This window comes from Kitasatospora phosalacinea, from assembly GCF_000717185.1.
GTDB lineage: Bacteria > Actinomycetota > Actinomycetes > Streptomycetales > Streptomycetaceae > Kitasatospora > Kitasatospora phosalacinea_A.
The window spans coordinates 1-17999 of the sequence record NZ_JNYE01000090.1 but is presented as its reverse complement, the minus strand read 5'-3'; the positions used below and the strand labels follow the sequence as shown (position 1 = coordinate 17999).

The window sequence follows — 17999 nt, the reverse complement described above, 5'->3', positions numbered from 1 at the left end:
GCCGGTGCTCAGCCCTCCAACCGGACGGAGGTCCGGGCGGTGAGCGGGCCGCCGGCCGGGCCGGTGAGGTCGGCCTGGACGAGGTAGTTGCCCGGCTGGGCGGGCGTCGGGTCGGCGGTGGCGCACTGGGGCTTGGAGCGGCTGCGGTCCCAGGTGAAGGTCTCGGTGACGCCGCTGTTGCCGCCGATCTGGGCCCAGGCGTCGGTGCGCTCGGGGATGCAGTCGGCGGAGGACCAGACCCGCTCGTTGGCGCTGGAGGTCACGGTCAGGAAGGAGTGCTCGTGCGAGAGGTTGATCCGGCAGCCCGCCCCCGAGGAGTTGCGGACGGTCAGCGCCAGCTCCGGCTTCTCCTGCGCCGCGTACGAGTTCTGCGCCGGGGCGAGCTCCAGGGTGAGCTGCGAGGTGGTGCACACCGGCAGGGCCATCACCTCGGTGGTGTTGACGGCCGGCGAGGCCCCGCCGCCGGCGCGGGAGCCGCCGGAGCCCGTGCCGCCGCCGCTGCCGCCGGTCGAACCGCCGCTGCCCGTGCCGCTACCGCCGCCGGAGGAGTTCCCGCCGGTGACGCTGATCTCGCCGCCCGCGCCGCCGGTCGAACCGCCGCTCGAACCCCCGGAACCGCCGGAGGAGCCGCCGCTGCCGCCGGGGCGGGTGGTGATCGCCGGGCCGGTGGGGGAGGCGCCGGGGGTGATGGACTGGGCGGGCGCGGGCAGCGGGCTGCTCCCGGCGGTCTTCTTCTGCTTGTCGTCGCCGCCGCCGAACGCGAGCACGCCGATCACGAGGAGGACCACGGCGAGGGCGATGAGGACCACGACACGGCGCCGCCAGTAGATCGAGGCGGGCAGCGGACCGACGGGCTGGCGCAGAGAAGGCACGCGCAAACTCTACGAGACCTCGTGCACCTGTTGACGCATCAACACCTCACCGTGACCACTTCTTTCACATGATCCGCCATTTGGTCCGGAAGGGGGACTCGACACGTCGGCGCGCCGCCCTATAGTCGCCCTCATGGCCGCACCGCACCACCACGCCCCCGCCGGCGCCGGCATCGACCCGGCGCAGATGATCGCCGAGGCTCGGCGCGCGTTCTTCGTCATGTTCGGCTTCCTGTGCATGGTCTGGGCGACACAGCTGGTGAACTGGCTGCTGGACGGGCGGATGGCCATGATGCACGGCATCCGCCCGCACGACCCGGACACGCTCGGGTACCTGCTGACCGCGCCCTTCCTGCACGCGAACTGGCAGCACCTGGAGGGCAATTCCGGCCCGCTGTTCGTGTTCGGCTTCCTCGCCGCCTACCGCGGGGTGGGCAAGTTCCTCGGGCTGACGGCGCTGCTGGTGGTGACCAGCGGGATGACGGTCTGGCTGTTCCAGGACAGCGGCACGGTGACCGTCGGCGCGAGCGGCCTGGTCTACGGCTACCTCGGCTACGTGGTGCTGCGCGGCCTGTTCGACCGGCACCTGATCGACTCGCTGATCGGCCTGGTGATGGGCGCCTCCTTCGCCTACGTCCTGACCGCGGCCGTCCCGGGCACCCCCGGGGTGTCCTGGCTGGGCCACCTCGGCGGCCTGCTCGGCGGCCTGGCGGGCGCCTGGATCTTCCGCGACCGGAGCCCGAAGCGGTCCGCCGCCGCGTCGCCCGCCGGGGGCGACGGCCTGCCGGTGCCCTCCCCGGACAAGAAGGGCGTCCAGGCCGCGGCGGCCCCGGCCAGTCCGCGGGCGGCCCTGCTCAAGGAGCTCGACGACCTGGGGCTTTAAGCCCGCGGGCCCGGTCGTGGCAGGATCGGAGGACCATGGCTGCCACTGCTCCGACCCTTGCCCCGGGCGCCGTCCAGGCGCTGCACTCGACCGTCATCGGCTGGTACGAGGCCCACGCCCGCGACCTGCCCTGGCGGGCCCCGGACGCCTCGCCGTGGGCCGTGATGGTCAGCGAGTTCATGCTCCAGCAGACGCCCGTGAAGCGGGTGCTGCCCGCGTACGCGGCCTGGCTGGAGCGCTGGCCGACGCCCGCCGACCTGGCCGCGGACGCGCCCGGCGAGGCGGTGCGGATGTGGGGCCGGCTCGGCTACCCGCGCCGCGCGCTGCGGCTGCACGGCGCGGCCGTCGCGATCACCGAGCGGCACGGCGGCGCGGTGCCCGAGGACCACGCGCAGCTGCTGGCGCTGCCCGGGGTGGGGGAGTACACGGCGGCCGCGGTCGCCTCGTTCGCCTTCCGGCAGCGGCACGCGGTGCTGGACACCAACGTGCGCCGGGTGTTCGCCCGGGCGGTCACCGGCGTCGAGTACCCGGCGAACGCCACCACCGCCGCCGAGCGCCGCACCGCGCACGAGCTGCTGCCCGCCACCGACGAGCGGGCCGCCACCTGGGCGGTCGCGGTGATGGAGCTGGGCGCCCTGGTCTGCACCGCCCGCGGCCCGGAGTGCGGCGCCTGCCCGCTGCGCGCCGACTGCGCCTGGCAGCGGGCCGGCCGCCCCCCGTACCAGGGCCCGGCCCGCCGCGGGCAGACGTACGAGGGCACCGACCGGCAGGTGCGCGGCAAGCTGCTCGCGGTGCTGCGGGACGCCCACGGGCTGGTCGAGCAGGGGCAGTTGGACGTGGTCTGGCCGGACGCGGTCCAGCGGGCCCGGGCGCTGGACGGGCTGGTCGCCGACGGGCTGGTGGAGCCGGTCGGGCCGGGCACCTACCGCCTGCCGCAGTGAGGCCGCGCGCGCAGCGGCCCGCCGCCCCGGTCGGGGGCGGCGGGCCGTCCGTCGTTCAGGGCCGGGCGGGCCTCAGAGTGCGCCCTCCATGGCGGCCTCGGCCTTGGCCTCGGCGGCGTCCGCGCCACCGCGGAGCTTGACCTCGCGGATGAACAGCGCGGCGGCGACGGCGACCACGCTGATCACCGCGCCCCACAGGAAGACGGTGTGCATGCCGTTGGCGATGCCGTGCTGGTAGGCGCCGACCGCCTCGGGCGGCAGGCTCTTCATGGTGGCCGGGTTCATCGCCGACATGCCCTCGCCGCCGCCGCCCTGCTGCGCCATCCTGGCCAGCGTCTCCGGGGGCAGGTGCTTGACCGAGCCGTTGACCTGGTTGACGAACAGCGTGCCGAACAGCGCGACGCCGAAGGAGCCGCCGATGGTGCGGAACAGGGTGGCGGAGGACGAGGCGACGCCCATGTCCTTCATCTCCACGCTGTTCTGCGCGACCAGCATGGTGACCTGCATCAGGAAGCCCATGCCGGCGCCGAGCACCACCATGTAGCAGGAGGAGGCGAACTTGCCGGTGTCCACGGCGAGGGTGGACAGCAGCAGCGAGCCGCCGGCCATCACCGCGGTGCCGATGATCGGGTAGATCCGGTACTTGCCGGTCTTGGTGATGGCCTGGCCGACCGCCAGCGAGACCACCAGCATGCCGAACATCATCGGCATCAGCAGCAGGCCGGAGTTGGTCGCCGAGGCGCCCTGCACGATCTGCTGGTAGGTGGGCAGGAAGGTCACCGCGCCGAACATCGAGAAGCCGACGATGAAGCCGATGATCGAGACCATGGTGAAGTTCCGGTTGCGGAACAGCTGGAGCGGGATGACCGGCTCGGCGACCCGCTGCTCGACGTAGCAGAAGCCGATCAGCGAGGCCACGCCGAGCGCGGCCAGGCCGAGGATCTGCTTCGAGCCCCAGGCGTACTCGTGGCCGCCCCAGGTGGTGACCAGCACGGCCGCGACGATGCCGACGGTGAGCAGGGCCGCGCCGAAGTAGTCGATCTTCGCGTTGGAGCGGACCTTGGGCAGCTTCAGCACGACGACGATGAAGACCAGCGCGATCGCACCCAGCGGCAGGTTGACGTAGAACGTCCAGCGCCAGTTCAGGTGGTCGGTGATGAAGCCGCCGATCAGCGGGCCGCCGACGGTGGCCAGCGCCATCACGGCGGCGAACATGCCCTGGTACTTGCCGCGGTCGCGCGGCGGGACCAGCGCACCCATGATCGACATCACGCCGACCATCAGGCCGCCGGCGCCCAGGCCCTGGACGGCGCGGAAGGCGATCAGCTGGGTCATGCTCTGCGACATGCCGGACAGCGCCGAGCCGAGCAGGAAGATCGCGATCGAGACCAGGAACGAGCCCTTGCGGCCGTACAGGTCACCGACCTTGCCCCAGATCGGGGTGGAGGCGGCGGTGGCCAGGGTGTAGGCCGTCACCACCCAGGACATGTGCTCGGCGCCGTTCAGCTCACCGACGATGCGGGGCATCGCGGTGCCGACGATCAGGTTGTCGAGCATGGCGAGCAGCATGGTGATGACCAGGCCGACCATCACCATGCGGATCTCGCGGTGCGGGCGCTGCTCGAACTCGTCGGGCTTCCCGAGTTCGACGACGGGTTCCTCCGGAACCGCCGCAGACTGCTGGGTTGTCATGGTGCGTCTCTCCCGGGGCACAGGTGCCGCGGGGTGCCGCGGCGGTACTTACTTGACGACCGGCTAGTTAATCGTCGTCCGGCACGGTAAGTTGTTCCCTAGCCGGTCGTCAAGCCAGTTTCGAAACAGCCCCCCTGGGCAGGGACAATGCCAACAGAACCGGACCTTGACACCCGCAGTCCGCACCCGCTCACCGAGGCAGGCCGCCAGCGATGACCACCACCCAGAGCCCCCGCAGCGACACCAGAGCGCGGATCATCGACGTGGCCCTGGAGTTGTTCGCCGAGAACGGCTACGAGAAGACCTCGCTGCGGGAGATCGCCGACCGCCTCGGCGTCACCAAGGCGGCCCTCTACTACCACTTCAAGACCAAGGACGACATCGTCCGCGGCATCGTCGAGAAGATGGCCGCCCCGCTCGACGACGCCATCGCCTACGGCGAGGGCAAGCCCTGGTCGCCCGAGCTGCGCGACGAACTGCTGCGCCGGTTCGCGGCCGGGATGGGCGAGCGGGCCCCGCTGCTGCGCTTCTTCCACGAGAACCAGCCCGCGCTGCGGGAGTCCGCGGCCGGGCTGGCGTTCAAGGACCGGATGATCCGGATGATCACCCTGCTGCACGGGCCGGAGCCGACCTTCCGCGACAAGCTGCGCGCCACCGTCGCGCTGACCTCCGTGCACTCGGCGATGTTCCTGCTCAAGGCCGAGCTGTGCGAGCCCGGCCAGCCGGTCGCCTCGGTCGAGGAGGCGATGGACGCCGCCCTGGAGGTCGCCCTGGAGGTCGCGGCCCGCATCGAGCCGCCCGTCCGGTAGTCGCGCGCCGAGCCGCCCGCGCGGTGGGCGCGGACGGCTCGGAGGTTGCGGGAGCGGCGGGCGGATCAGAAGTTGTTCGCGCCGTGCTGCTTCAGGTAGGCGACCGGGTCGATCACCTTCGCGTACTGGTTCGCGGTGCGGATCTCGAAGTGCAGGTGCGGGCCGTGCGAGTTGCCGGTGTTGCCGGACTTGCCGACCTGGTCGCCCGCGCTCACGTGCTGCCCGGCCTTCACGCCCAGCTTCGACAGGTGCGCGTACTGCGCGTAGCGGCCGTCGGAGAGCTTCAGCACGATCTGGTTGCCGTAGGCGCCCGCGTAGCCGGAGGACACCACGGTGGCGTCGCCGACCGCCAGCAGCGGGGTGCCGACCGAGACCGCGAAGTCGGTGCCGGTGTGGTAGCCGGCCGCGTACGCGGCGTTGGTCTTGTGGTACGGGTTGCTGATCGTCGCGCCCGGCGCGGGGGAGGACCAGGACGGCTTGACCGGCTCCGGCTCCGGCGTCGGCTCGGGCTCCGGGGTCGGCGCCGTGGCGGCAGGGGCGGGGGCGGCCTGCTGCTCGGCGGCGGGGGCCGCGGGCTGCTGCTCGGCGGGGGCCGCGGGCTGCTCGGCGGGCTGCTCGGCGGCGGGGGCCGCGGGCTGCTCGGCGGGGGCTGCGGGCTGCTCGGCGGCGGGGGTCGCGGCTTGGTCCGTGACGGTCAGCCCGGTGCGCTGCTCGCTGCGGCTGGCCTGCTCGTCCTGGTGCTGCGCCTGCCCGTCCTGGTGGCCGCCGCCGTCCTGCTCCAGGGCGGCGGCGATCGCGTCCTTGACGCTCTTGACCTGCTGGCTCTCGGCGCCGGCCGCGGTCGGCAGCTGGAGCTTCAGCTCCTTGGAGCCGCTGTCGGCGGGGGCCGCGGCGGTCGTGACGGCGGCCTGCTCGGCCGCCGGGTGCGAGCCCTGCGCGATGGCCTGGCCGGTCGGGATCAGCAGCGCGCCGGCGGCGACCACGGCCGCGCCGGAGGCGAGCGCCTTGGCGGGGGCCAGCCGGGCCGTGGTGAGCGGGCGGGCGGACAGGACCGAGCGGACGTGCCGGGTGCTGATCGCCTGGAGAAGCCGGCGGCCGGTGGCGGGGAGAGAACGCATCGGGAGTCGGTACCTCACGGACGGGGCCAGTGCGGGGCCGAGCCGGTGGGGCTCGCCGAACTGGTGCAACGACTCCGGTGTAAACGACCCGGATGCGAAGGCCCAAGAGTGTGACCTACGACGGTCCGTAGTGCACAAGTCGGGCAAAAGGGCCCCCGGGCCAGCGGGCGGCCCGGGTTTCGGCGCCCCAAACCTCCTATCCCGGGTCGTATGTCGGAAATGTGCTGTGAGCAGCGCCACCGGAAGCCGTCCGGTTTGGGCCCGAACCAGCCCGGGTACAACAGGCGTTCGAACCAGCTGCACCATCCGATCCCACCTCATCGTCGGAGATGATCAGCTGATGAACGACACCCCTGTTCTGGACCGCCGCTTCCGCACCCGCCGCCAGGCCGACCGCCTGCTCTCCGGCAGCCGCCCGCAGACCGTCCGGGAGGCCCTGGCCTCCCTCGCCGCCCTGGCCGACGGCCCCCACCCGCTGGACGAACCCGTCGACATGTACGGCAACGGCATCGTCCGCACCCTGGAGCGCCGCACCGCCGAACTGCTCGGCAAGCCCGACGCCGCCTACTTCCCGACCGGGACGATGGCCCAGCAGGCCGCCCTGAAGGCCTGGGCCGACACCCACGGCCCGGTGGTCGCCATGCACCCGCTCGCCCACCCCGAGGTGCACGAGCGCCGCGCCCACCAGGTCCTCTCCGGCCTGCGCAGCGTCCCGCAGACCGGCGCCCGGCGGCACCCCGCCGCCGCCGAGCTGGCCGCCCTCGACGAGCCGTACGACGTGCTGATGCTGGAGCTCCCGCTGCGCGACGCGGGCTTCCTGCTGCCCGACTGGGCGGAGCTGGAGGCGCTGTACGAGCTGGCCGAGCAGCAGGGCCGCCCGGTCCACCTGGACGGCGCCCGGCTCTGGGAGTCCGCCCCGCACCTGGGCCGCACCCTGCCGGAGGTCTGCGCCCGGGCCGGGTCGGTGTACGTCTCCTGCTACAAGTCGCTCGGCGGCCACAGCGGCGCCCTGGTCGCGGGCGAGGAGGAGTACGTCCGCCGGATCAAGGTCTGGCGGCACCGCTACGGCGGCAACCTCTGGCAGCAGTGGCCCGCGGTGCTCTCCGCGCTGGACGGCCTGGAGCGCGAACTGCCCCGCCTGCCCGGGTACGTGGCGCACGCCAAGGTGGTCGCCGCCGCGCTCGCCGAGGCCCCCGGCGCCCGGGTCCACCCGGCCCCGCCGCACACCCACCAGTTCCAGTTCTGGCTGCCGCACCCCGCCGACCGGCTCAACGAGGCCGGCCACCGGCAGGCCGAGGAGCAGGGCGTCGCGCTGTTCGGCGGCTGGCGCGAGCCCGGCCCGCTCCCCGGCCTGTCGATGACCGAGGTGACGGTGCTCGCCGACGCCGAGGAGTGGAGCGCCAAGGAGGTCACCGAGGCGCTGGAGGACTTCCTCGCCCTGCTCTGACCCCGTCCCGGGCCGCTCCCGGGCACGCGAAGGGCCCCGGCGGTTCGGAAACCGCCGGGGCCCGCACGCACTACCGATCAGACGTCACTTCCGGACGGGAGAGACCTTGATCATGGCCTCCAGGTTGTTGCCGGACTGCCACAGCACCTCGATCTTGGTGTGGGTGTCCGGGACCTGGACGCCGCTGTACGGGTTCTCGTCGAACCAGTACTTGGTGGTGTGGTCGTTGAAGACCGTCACCCCGCGCGAGCTCGGGATCCTGGTGGGCGCGTCGGCCTTGTGCAGGCTCAGGCCGTCGGTGCGCTCGAAGCCGAAGGTCGCGTCGTACGACTGGAAGCGCGGACGCATCAGCGTGCCGTCGTTCCACTTGATCGGCGCCGGGTGGGCGTCGACCGGCAGGATCAGGCCCTGGCCCGGGTGGTCGGCCACGTTGTTGTCGGACTGCGAGGAGTCCCACAGCCAGATCAGGATGCCGTTCTGGTTGGCGTAGTGCTCCACCCAGTCCGGACGCGCGGCCGAGCCGAAGTTGTACGGGCCGGTCTTCAGCGTGGTGTCGTACGAGACGTACTGGCGGTTCTCGACCAGGTAGTGCTGGTCGTAGTCCTTGGCGAACTTGCCGGAGATCCGGGAGAAGCCCGCGGCGGTCCAGCCGTTGTCGCCGTTCTCGGCGCCGTCGGTGAACAGGGCCGCGCCGTCCGCGGTCACCGCGATGTTGTCCAGGGCCAGGCCCTTGTAGTGGACGCCGCCGTCGGTGGTGTTGTGGAAGCGGACCTTGACGGCCTGCCCGGCGTACGCGTTCAGCGAGAAGGACAGGTCGCCCCACGCGCCGTTCGAGCTGCCGTTGATCGCGTTGTCCGGCAGCGCGGCGCCGTTGAAGGTGCCGGCCAGCGCGGTCCAGTTCTTGCCGCCGTCGGTGGAGACCTCGGCGTACGCGTAGTCGTAGTCCGTCTCCAGCTCGTACCAGGCCTTCGCGGTCAGCGCGGCCGAGCTCTTGCCGGTCAGGTCGACGTCACGGGTCAGCGAGACGTTCAGGTCGTCGGCGCTGCCGCTCCACCACTCGTTGCCACCCTCGAACGGGGTGTTGATCTCGGTGGTGACGGTCTTGGCCGGCAGGTTGACGACCAGGCCCTGCTTGCGCTTGGTGTTGTACTCGACCGGGCCGAGCAGCGAGAGCGAGGTCTGGCCCGCCTTGGCGGTGTCGTAGTTCAGCCAGCCCAGCTTGAGCTTCGACCAGACGTCCAGGTCGTTCGGCATGTCGCCGATCTCGTTCTTGCCCTCGCCCAGCCAGGAACCGGAGGACATCAGCGACCAGAAGCCGACCGAGTTGTCGACGCCCGGGGTGCCGGTGGTGTCGTACAGGTCCGGCAGGCCGAGGTCGTGGCCGAACTCGTGGGCGAACACGCCCAGGCCGCCGTTCTCCGGCTGCATGGTGTAGTCGCCGACCCACAGGCCGGTGGCGCCGATCTGGGTGCCGCCGAGCTTGTTGTCGTCCGGGCCGGTCTTGCCCGCCTGGTTGGCGTACGCGTACGAGCGGTGCGCCCACAGCGCGTCGGTGCCCTGGACGCCGCCGCCGGCCGACTGGTCCTCACCGGCGTGGACGATCTGGAAGTGGTCCAGGTAGCCGTCCGGCTCGTTGAAGTTGCCGTTGCCGTTGTAGTCGTAACGGTCCCACTGGTCGTACTGCGCCAGGTCGGCCTTGATCTGGGCGTCGGTGCGGCCCTGGGCCTTCTGGCCGGCGACCCAGGCGTTGATGCCGTCGCGGATCAGGTCCTGCGCGTTGGCGCAGACGTGCTGGCCGCAGTAGTCCGAGCCGTAGCGGGCCTCGTTCCACGGCACCCGCACCCAGTCGGTGACCAGGCCGTCGACCGAGTACCGGCCGGAGGACTGGCGCTCGTAGTACGTCTTCAGCGAAGGCTTGTCCTTCGCGAAGTAGATGTCCTGGTAGTGCGCCTGGTTGTAGTCCGCCTGCCAGGCCGTCGAGTTGTCCTTCGCGCGGTCCGGAGCGGCGATCTGGTTGCGCGCCGGGCCGGGCGTGCCACCGTACTTGACCTTGCCGTCGGCGGTCGTCGTGGTGTTGTCCACCTGGTCGCCGAAGTCGACGAGGATCGTGAAGATCTTGTCGGTGCGCTCGCGGGAGAGCTCGACGTACTTGTCGCGGCCCAGCTTGACCGAGGAGCCGCTGCCGTGCTTCTCGACCTTCGCGGTGCCGTTGACCAGCTGCTCGACCGCGGCGTTCTGCTCGGCCTGCTGCTTCTCGGCCAGCGGGCTCTGCAGTTCGCGCGGGACGCTGTCGTTCTGGATGACGTCGGCCGGGTCGGTGACCCTCGTGTCGGCCGGGGCGGCGGTGGCCGTGCCCGGCAGCATTCCGGCACCCAGCGCGGCGGTCACCGCGACGGCGGCGGAAGCCGCGAGAGCCCTCTTGGTTATTTTCAACGTGGTGACGTCCTCCCCTTACCGGTGGGGCTGGTGGCCGGACCGGTGTACCAATGCGAGACAGGTGGACGACATTTGACCCAAGGTCCGGTAAAAAAGAAAGACCTTGACCATGGCATGGCCACGCCGCTATGCTCCCGCAACCCGGATCGCCTGATGATCCGTCAATCTACCTACGGGCCCCGGAGTCCACGGGTCGGTCGTGTCCGCACCGTGGCGTGTCGCACCCGTTCGGCGGCCCCGCGGGCCCGCATTCACAGCACACGGAAACCTAAACAGTTTTTCAACTGAAAAGCGCAGCACGAAAAAGCCTCCGCCCCCGACCTGGTCAGGTCGGGGGCGGAGGCCCGCGAAACGCTTTGCGGCGCTATTACTTGGTCAGGTCCGGCCCGGCCGCCGTGACCGCCGCCGGAGTGTCCGCCACCGGGGACTTCTCCTCGCCGCGGAAGGTGAACTTGGCTTCCTTGCCCTCGCCCTCCACGCCGACGACCACGATGTGGCCCGACCGCAGCTCACCGAACAGGATCTTCTCGGACAGGTGGTCCTCGATCTCCCGCTGGATCGTGCGGCGCAGCGGACGCGCGCCCAGGATCGGGTCGTAGCCGCGCTTGGCCAGCAGGCTCTTGGCCTCCGGGCTGAGCTCGATGCCCATGTCCCGGTCCCTCATCCGCTGGTCGACCCGGGCGATCATCAGGTCGACGATCTCGATGATGTTCGCCTCGGACAGCTGGTGGAAGACCACGATGTCGTCGACGCGGTTGAGGAACTCGGGGCGGAAGTGCTGCTTGAGCTCCTCGCCGACCTTCGCCTTCATCCGCTCGTACCCGGCCTGGACGTCACCCGTGGCCGCGAAGCCCAGGTTGAAGCCCTTGGAGATGTCCCGGGTGCCGAGGTTGGTGGTCATGATGATGACCGTGTTCTTGAAGTCCACGACCCGGCCCTGGGAGTCGGTCAGGCGACCGTCCTCCAGGATCTGCAGCAGCGAGTTGAAGATGTCCGGGTGGGCCTTCTCGACCTCGTCGAAGAGGACGACCGAGAACGGCTTGCGGCGCACCTTCTCGGTGAGCTGGCCGCCCTCCTCGTAGCCCACGTACCCGGGCGGGGAGCCGAACAGCCGCGAGACGGTGTGCTTCTCCGAGAACTCGGACATGTCGAGCGCGATCAGCGCGTCCTCGTCCCCGAACAGGAACTCCGCCAGGGTCTTGGACAGCTCGGTCTTACCGACGCCGGACGGGCCGGCGAAGATGAACGAGCCGCCGGGGCGCTTCGGGTCCTTCAGACCGGCCCGGGTGCGGCGGATCGCCTGGGAGAGCGCCTTGATGGCGTCCTCCTGGCCGATGACCCGCTTGTGCAGCTCGTCCTCCATGCGCAGCAGGCGCGAGGACTCCTCCTCGGTCAGCTTGAAGACCGGGATGCCGGTGGCGGTGGCCAGGACCTCGGCGATGAGCTCCTCGTCCACCTCGGCCACGACGTCCATGTCGCCGGCCTTCCACTCCTTCTCCCGCTTGGCCTTCGCCTGGAGCAGCTGCTTCTCGTTGTCGCGCAGCGACGCGGCCTTCTCGAAGTCCTGCGCGTCGATCGCGGACTCCTTCTCGCGACGGACCTCGGCGATCTTCTCGTCGAACTCGCGCAGGTCCGGCGGCGCGGTCATCCGGCGGATGCGCATCCGGGAACCGGCCTCGTCGATCAGGTCGATCGCCTTGTCCGGCAGGAAGCGGTCCGAGATGTACCGGTCGGCCAGGGTCGCGGCGGCGACCAGGGCGGCGTCGGTGATCGAGACCCGGTGGTGCGCCTCGTACCGGTCGCGCAGGCCCTTGAGGATCTCGATGGTGTGCGGGAGCGAGGGCTCGGCGACCTGGATCGGCTGGAAGCGGCGCTCCAGCGCGGCGTCCTTCTCCAGGTGCTTGCGGTACTCGTCCAGCGTGGTGGCGCCGATGGTCTGCAGCTCGCCGCGGGCCAGCATCGGCTTCAGGATGGAGGCGGCGTCGATCGCGCCCTCGGCGGCGCCCGCGCCGACCAGGGTGTGCAGCTCGTCGATGAACAGGATGATGTCGCCGCGGGTGCGGATCTCCTTGAGGACCTTCTTCAGGCGCTCCTCGAAGTCACCGCGGTAGCGCGAGCCGGCGACCAGGGCGCCGAGGTCCAGCGTGTAGAGCTGCTTGTCCTTCAGCGTCTCCGGGACCTCGCCCTTGACGATCGCCTGGGCCAGGCCCTCGACCACGGCGGTCTTGCCGACGCCGGGCTCGCCGATCAGCACCGGGTTGTTCTTGGTGCGGCGGGACAGCACCTGCATGACCCGCTCGATCTCCTTCTCGCGCCCGATCACCGGGTCGAGCTTGGCCTCGCGGGCGGCCTGCGTCAGGTTGCGGCCGAACTGGTCGAGCACCAGGGAGGTGGACGGGGTGCCCTCGGCCGGGCCGCCGGCCGTGGCGGACTCCTTGCCGCTGCCGGCCTGGTAGCCGGACAGCAGCTGGATGACCTGCTGGCGCACCCGGTTCAGGTCGGCGCCGAGCTTCACCAGGACCTGGGCGGCGACGCCCTCGCCCTCGCGGATCAGGCCGAGCAGGATGTGCTCGGTGCCGATGTAGTTGTGACCGAGCTGGAGGGCCTCGCGGAGCGACAGCTCCAGGACCTTCTTCGCCCGGGGGGTGAAGGGGATGTGGCCGGACGGGGCCTGCTGGCCCTGGCCGATGATCTCCTCGACCTGCTGGCGGACCGCCTCGAGCGAGATGCCGAGGCTCTCCAGCGCCTTTGCGGCGACACCCTCGCCCTCATGGATCAGGCCCAGGAGGATGTGCTCGGTGCCGATGTAGTTGTGGTTGAGCATCCGGGCTTCTTCCTGTGCCAGGACGACAACCCGCCGCGCGCGGTCGGTGAACCTCTCGAACATCGTTAATCGCTCCTCAGAGCGGTCGGTCAGTTCGGGGGCCGTCCCCGCCCTGTCCTTCCGCATGCTAGTCCCGCTCAGCAGCGCGGCTACGGAACTCCCACGGAGCGGGAGCAACATGCTGCGCGACCAGCCGACACCTTTCCCAACCTGATGCTGGGAGACGGTGTTCCCAGCGGCGGGCCCGATGCACCGGATCCCGCTACGCCAACGGCGAACACGGTTCGGTGGAACCGGACGACCGGCCCCGCGACGTGCTGCGTCCGGGCTCCTGCGACCCCGTCCACCAGCATTCATACCCGGTAATCCGGCGGGTTTCGCGCGGTTTCCGCGGGGTGCGTGTTCGCCTGGCGAGAAGTCTGCCGACCCGGCCCGAGGGGTGACGGACCATCAGGTCGGCCGCGGGGGCGTACCGCCGTACCGGTGGCGGCCGCGTGACCGCCCGGCCCCTCCAGCGTTGCACAGGTCGTGACCCGTCCGCCGCCCGTCGCCCCGGCCGCACCGAACGCGGCCGCGCTCTGGCGCGGATCGGACCGGGTGACCGCCCCGCTGGGGCCCGCGCGGGCCGCGCTGGGCCGCCTGGAGCGCCTCGGGCACCGCACCGGGCCGGTGCTCCGGCAGGCCGGCCGGGCGGCCTTCCTGCTCGCCCCCGGGGCCGCCGAGCCGGTGCCCGACCTGCTCCGCTGGCTCGGCTGGGGGCCGGAGCTGCGGCTGCCGATCGGAACGGCCGCGGCGCACCCGGGAGACCCCCGGGTGCCCGAACCGCGGACGGCGGACTGGCTGCGGGCCGGGGCCCACCGTCCCGCCCTGGACCTGCGCTCGCCCGACCTGCTCCGCCTGCTGGACGCCCTGGCGGACGCCTGCGCGCGGGAACGGCTGGGCCTGCCGCCCGCCCGCTGAGAGCCGCGCGAGCTCAGGAGGCGTGGGCCCGCTCGTACGCCTCGCGCACGTTGCTCGGGACGCGGCCGCGGTCGTTGACCGGGTGGCCGTTCTCCTTCGCCCAGGTGCGGATCTTGGCGGTGTCGGCCTGGCCGGCCGAGGCGGCCCGCCCGGAGCTCCGACCGCCGCCGCTGCCGCCGCGCCGCGGCGCGGTCAGCCGACCGCTCTGCTTGCGGCCCTTCTCGACGTACGGGGCGAGCAGGACGCGCAGCTTCTCCGCGTTGTCGCTCTTCAGGTCGATCTCGTAGGCCACGCCGTCCAGGGCGAACGTCACCGTCTCGTCCGCGGATCCGCCGTCGAGATCGTCTTCCAGAATGACCTGAACCCTCTGTGCCACGGGCTTCCCTTTCTGCGATAACGACCCATTGCCTAGAGAAAGGAAAGCGCCTTTCACCGGAAAACACAAACCCCTGTGTCGCAGGTCGTGCCGCCGGGCATGTCTCACAGGTGCAGCAGCATCCGCGAGTTGCCCAGTGTGTTCGGCTTCACCCGCTCCAGGTCGAGGAACTCGGCGACGCCTTCGTCGTACGAGCGCAGGAGTTCTTCATAGACTTCCGTGGCCACGGCGGCGGGGTCTGCCGTACGATCGTCGTTTTCGCCGATCTCGACGAAGCCGTGTTTCGAGAAGAACGGGACCTCGAACGTCAGGCAGAAAATCCGACGGACGCCGAGCCAGCGCGCGGTCTCCAGCAGCTTGTCCAGCAGCTGGTGCCCGATGCCGAGCCCCTTGCAGACCGGGTCCACCGCGAGGGTGCGCACCTCGGCGAGGTCCTCCCACATCACGTGGAGCGCGCCGCAGGCCACCACCCGGCCGTCCTCGTCGCGTTCGGCGACCCAGAACTCCTGGACGGATTCGAACAGCGTGACGGTCGGCTTGTCGAGCAGAATCCCGTTCCGGGAGTAGGTGTCGATGAGCCGGCGGATGGCGCGCACGTCGGTGGTCCGCGCACGGCGGATGGTGACCTCCATGCCGGGGAACGTTATCGTGCCGCGGGAGGCCCGGTCTCCTCGGTATCGGCGCCCGCCACCCGGAGCGCGTCGCGCAGCCACTCGCGCTGTTCCGGCGACATCATCCCGAAGAAGTGCACCAGGGCCGCGGCCGGATTGTCGCTCGTCGCCCACGCGTCGTTCATCAGCGCGGCGGTGTACGCCTCCCGGGAGGAGACCGGTTCATATCGGTACGCGCGCCCGGCGCGCTCCCGGCGCACCCAGCCCTTTCGATAGAGCTTGTCCAGCACCGTCATCACGGTGGTGTAGGCGATTTCGCGTTCCGACCGCAGATCCGCCCCCGCGGGGGGGGCGCCGGCCGCCCCCCCGCGCAGACCGCTATTCGGCGGAGGAGCGCGACGCCAGGGCCTCGGCCGCGGCGTCCTCCTTCGACTTCTGGGCGCCGCCCTGGCTGCGGATGATGGCCCGCACCAGGAAGGCGAAACCGATCGCCATGACCAGCGGCGGGACGATCGCGCTGACGTACTCCATCGGTTACTCCTCGGTGGTGTCGGACGCGGCCGCGTCGGCGGCCTGCTCGCTCTTCGCGGCCTTCTCGGCCTTCTCCGGCTTCACCAGCGGGAAGAGCACCGTCTCGCGGATGTTCTTGCCGGTGAGCAGCATGATCAGGCGGTCCACGCCCAGGCCGAGGCCGCCGGTGGGCGGCATCGCGTACTCCAGGGCGCGCAGGAAGTCCTCGTCCAGCTGCATCGCCTCGACGTCGCCGCCGGCCGCCAGCAGGGACTGCGCGGTGAGCCGGGCGCGCTGCTCGACCGGGTCGATCAGCTCGGAGTAGGCGGTGCCGATCTCGGTGCCGAAGATCACCAGGTCCCACTTCTCCGCGACGCCCTCGATCGAGCGGTGCTGCCGGGTCAGCGGGGAGACCGAGGTCGGGTAGTCCTTGATGAAGGTCGGCTTGATCGCGTGGTGCTCCAGCAGGCGCTCGATCAGCTCCAGCACGATCTGGCCGTGGTCCCAGTTCGGGTCCAGGTACTGGTCCAGGTCGTGCTGGGCGGCCAGCTTGCGCAGCTCCTCGACGGAGGTGGCGGGGGTGACCTCGGTGCCCAGGTGCGCGGAGATCCCCGGGTAGACCGAGACCTCCTGCCAGGGCTCGGCCAGGTCGACCTCGTGCTCGGTGCCGTCCGGGCCGACGCCCCTGACCACGGTGGTGCCCAGCGCGTCCCGGGCGGCGTTGACGATGATCGCCCGGATCAGCTCGGCCTGGGTGTCGTAGTCGCCGTACGCCTCGTACGACTCCAGGGCGGTGAACTCCGGGTTGTGGGTGGCGTCCGCGCCCTCGTTGCGGAAGTTCCGGTTGATCTCGAAGACCTTCTCGGCGCCGCCGACCACCAGGCGCTTGAGGTACAGCTCGGTGGCGATCCGCAGGTACAGCTCGATGTCGTACGCGTTGATGTGGGTCTTGAACGGGCGGGCGTTGGCGCCGCCGTGGATCGGCTGCAGCATCGGGGTCTCGACCTCGAGGTAGCCGCGGTCCTCGTAGGTGCGGCGGATCGAGCGGATCACCTTGGTGCGCAGCTGCAGCATCTCGCGCGCCTCGGGGTTCACGATCAGGTCGACGTACCGCTGGCGGACCCGGGCCTCCGGGTCGCTCAGGCCCTTGTGCTTGTCGGGCAGCGGGCGCAGGCACTTCGCGGTGAGCTCCCAGCGGTCGACCATCACGCTGAGCTCGCCGCGCTTGGAGGTGATCACCTCGCCCTCCACGCCGACCTGGTCGCCGAGGTCGATGTCGCCCTTCCAGGCGGCCAGCCGCTCGGCGCCCAGCTTGTCCAGGGACAGCATCACCTGGAGGTCGCCGGAGCCGTCGCGCAGCGTGGCGAAGCAGAGCTTGCCGCCGGTGCGGGCCAGGACCACCCGGCCGGTGACGCCGACCCGCCGGCCGGTGGCGGTGTCCGGGGCCAGGTCGGGGTGCTCGGCGCGCAGCTCGGCGATGGTGGTGGTGCGGGGGAAACCGACCGGGTACGGGTCGATGCCGGCCGCCCGGAGCCGGTCCAGCTTCTCGCGCCGGACGCGCATCTGCTCGGGGAGGTCGTCGGTCGCGGGGAGAGTGCTCTGGTCGCTCACCCCACCAGGGTAGCCAGGCTGACGGCCCGCCTCGGCGCGGGTGGCCACTATGGCTCGAGTCGGCGCATCGGTGGGGGTTCAGGGGTTTTGCGCGGTTGAAGCACATTTTTGTGCGAATTGATTCGCGTATTTTGTTTCGCCCGGCCCCCCGTTGTAGGGGCTTGGAAATGAAATGGTCTCTTTGTGTGGATTTGGCGTGACGCAAATGTGACCGCGATGACGGGTTCAAACATCGCCTCGGTGGGATCGATGGTTGTGCACATATCTTCATAAGGGGGTCTCATGAGGAATGGAAGTCTCCGTTTGCGAAGGGGAGGGCCGAGAGGCACTTCGCCACGGGCGGCGTTCTCGCTGGTGACAGGGGTTGTCCTGCTCTCCGGGCTGCTTCCCGCCGTGGCAATTGCCGCTCCGGCGGGCGGGCCGAAGGCACCCGCGGTGCCGAAAACGGAGCAGATTCCCCACGGCTGGGCAAAACCGGTGGACCCGCCCGGCCCGGGAGCTTTTGCCAAATACGATCCAAGGGTCGCGTCGCAGTTCCCGGCGGCGGAGTCCGCCGTGGTCGACCTGGGGGAGGTGGCTTCTTCCGGGGCCAGCGGGAAAACACTTCTGGCAGGCGCCGGCCGCGGTTCCGTCCGCGCCGGGAATTCGCCGGTGGTGCTCGCGCCCGTCACCGGTGCCGCCCGGAAAGCGGGCTCTCCCGCGAAGGTGCGGGTCGAGCTGGCGGACCAGTCCGTCGCGCGGCGCGCGGGCGTGCACGGCGTGCTGTTCTCGGTGGGCGCCGAGGAGGGCGCGGGGGCGGTGGACGTCAAGGTCGATCCGTCGTCGTTCCGGGCGGCCTTCGGCGGTGACTACGCGGCGCGGCTGCGGCTGGTGCGGCTGCCGGCGTGCGTGCTGACCACGCCGGAGCGG

The 17999-nt window shown here is 71.1% G+C and carries 16 protein-coding genes; 6 read left to right on the top strand and 10 right to left on the bottom strand.

The window, feature by feature from the left end; all coding sequences use genetic code 11:
- Nucleotides 1–8 precede the first annotated feature (8 nt).
- Nucleotides 9–872 carry a hypothetical protein gene (locus tag OO57_RS29670; RefSeq protein WP_033255791.1) on the bottom strand — a complete coding sequence of 288 codons (864 nt, stop codon included), beginning with the start codon at nt 870–872 and terminating at the stop codon, nt 9–11.
- Between the two features lie 133 nt (nt 873–1005).
- Here OO57_RS29670 and OO57_RS29665 point away from each other — a divergent pair, with 133 nt between their 5' ends.
- Nucleotides 1006–1755, top strand: a complete 750-nt coding sequence (locus OO57_RS29665) for a rhomboid family intramembrane serine protease (protein WP_033255790.1) — start codon at nt 1006–1008, stop codon at nt 1753–1755.
- A gap of 35 nt (nt 1756–1790) precedes the next feature.
- Nucleotides 1791–2696: an A/G-specific adenine glycosylase gene (locus OO57_RS29660; protein WP_033255789.1), complete on the top strand. Its 906-nt coding sequence runs from the start codon at nt 1791–1793 to the stop codon at nt 2694–2696.
- 72 nt (nt 2697–2768) lie between these two features.
- Here OO57_RS29660 and OO57_RS29655 read toward each other — a convergent pair whose 3' ends face one another.
- On the bottom strand, nt 2769–4388 hold the full coding sequence (locus tag OO57_RS29655) for an MDR family MFS transporter (RefSeq protein ID WP_051778406.1): 1620 nt from the start codon (nt 4386–4388) through the stop codon (nt 2769–2771).
- A 212-nt stretch (nt 4389–4600) separates the two neighbouring features.
- Here OO57_RS29655 and OO57_RS29650 point away from each other — a divergent pair, with 212 nt between their 5' ends.
- On the top strand, nt 4601–5197 hold the full coding sequence (locus OO57_RS29650; protein WP_033255788.1) for a TetR/AcrR family transcriptional regulator: 597 nt from the start codon (nt 4601–4603) through the stop codon (nt 5195–5197).
- 65 nt (nt 5198–5262) lie between these two features.
- Here OO57_RS29650 and OO57_RS29645 read toward each other — a convergent pair whose 3' ends face one another.
- Nucleotides 5263–6315, bottom strand: a complete 1053-nt coding sequence (locus tag OO57_RS29645; protein ID WP_199811351.1) for a M23 family metallopeptidase — start codon at nt 6313–6315, stop codon at nt 5263–5265.
- 340 nt (nt 6316–6655) lie between these two features.
- Between OO57_RS29645 and OO57_RS29640 the strand changes: the two genes are divergently transcribed.
- On the top strand, nt 6656–7762 hold the full coding sequence (locus OO57_RS29640; protein WP_033255787.1) for a threonine aldolase family protein: 1107 nt from the start codon (nt 6656–6658) through the stop codon (nt 7760–7762).
- An 84-nt stretch (nt 7763–7846) separates the two neighbouring features.
- Here OO57_RS29640 and OO57_RS29635 read toward each other — a convergent pair whose 3' ends face one another.
- Together OO57_RS29635 and OO57_RS29630 are read right to left on the bottom strand one after the other, a co-directional pair.
- A complete protein-coding gene (locus OO57_RS29635) occupies nt 7847–10126 on the bottom strand; it encodes an immune inhibitor A domain-containing protein (RefSeq protein ID WP_234337558.1) in 2280 nt (759 codons plus the stop codon).
- 439 nt (nt 10127–10565) lie between these two features.
- On the bottom strand, nt 10566–13085 hold the full coding sequence (locus OO57_RS29630; RefSeq protein WP_033255785.1) for an ATP-dependent Clp protease ATP-binding subunit: 2520 nt from the start codon (nt 13083–13085) through the stop codon (nt 10566–10568).
- Between the two features lie 465 nt (nt 13086–13550).
- Here OO57_RS29630 and OO57_RS29625 point away from each other — a divergent pair, with 465 nt between their 5' ends.
- Nucleotides 13551–13982 (top strand): hypothetical protein, encoded by a 432-nt coding sequence (locus OO57_RS29625; protein ID WP_051778404.1) that lies wholly within the window; start codon nt 13551–13553, stop codon nt 13980–13982.
- Nucleotides 13983–13995: 13 nt separating this feature from the next.
- Here OO57_RS29625 and OO57_RS29620 read toward each other — a convergent pair whose 3' ends face one another.
- The 5 genes from OO57_RS29620 to lysX form a co-directional block, all read right to left on the bottom strand.
- Entirely contained in the window at nt 13996–14358 is a 363-nt protein-coding gene (locus tag OO57_RS29620; RefSeq protein WP_033255784.1) for a histone-like nucleoid-structuring protein Lsr2, read from the bottom strand.
- Between the two features lie 104 nt (nt 14359–14462).
- Nucleotides 14463–14990, bottom strand: coding sequence for an amino-acid N-acetyltransferase (locus tag OO57_RS29615; RefSeq protein WP_033213782.1), 528 nt, complete (start codon nt 14988–14990; stop codon nt 14463–14465).
- 11 nt (nt 14991–15001) lie between these two features.
- Complete coding sequence (locus tag OO57_RS29610; protein ID WP_051778403.1) at nt 15002–15343, bottom strand: BlaI/MecI/CopY family transcriptional regulator; 342 nt, start codon at nt 15341–15343, stop codon at nt 15002–15004.
- Nucleotides 15344–15347: 4 nt separating this feature from the next.
- Nucleotides 15348–15500 (bottom strand): hypothetical protein, encoded by a 153-nt coding sequence (locus OO57_RS44900; RefSeq protein WP_033255783.1) that lies wholly within the window; start codon nt 15498–15500, stop codon nt 15348–15350.
- 3 nt (nt 15501–15503) lie between these two features.
- Entirely contained in the window at nt 15504–17090 is a 1587-nt protein-coding gene (gene lysX, locus OO57_RS29600; RefSeq protein ID WP_051778402.1) for a bifunctional lysylphosphatidylglycerol synthetase/lysine--tRNA ligase LysX, read from the bottom strand.
- A 393-nt stretch (nt 17091–17483) separates the two neighbouring features.
- Here lysX and OO57_RS44225 point away from each other — a divergent pair.
- A partial coding sequence (locus OO57_RS44225; protein ID WP_158715266.1) for a hypothetical protein occupies nt 17484–17999 on the top strand: 516 nt, incomplete at its 3' end.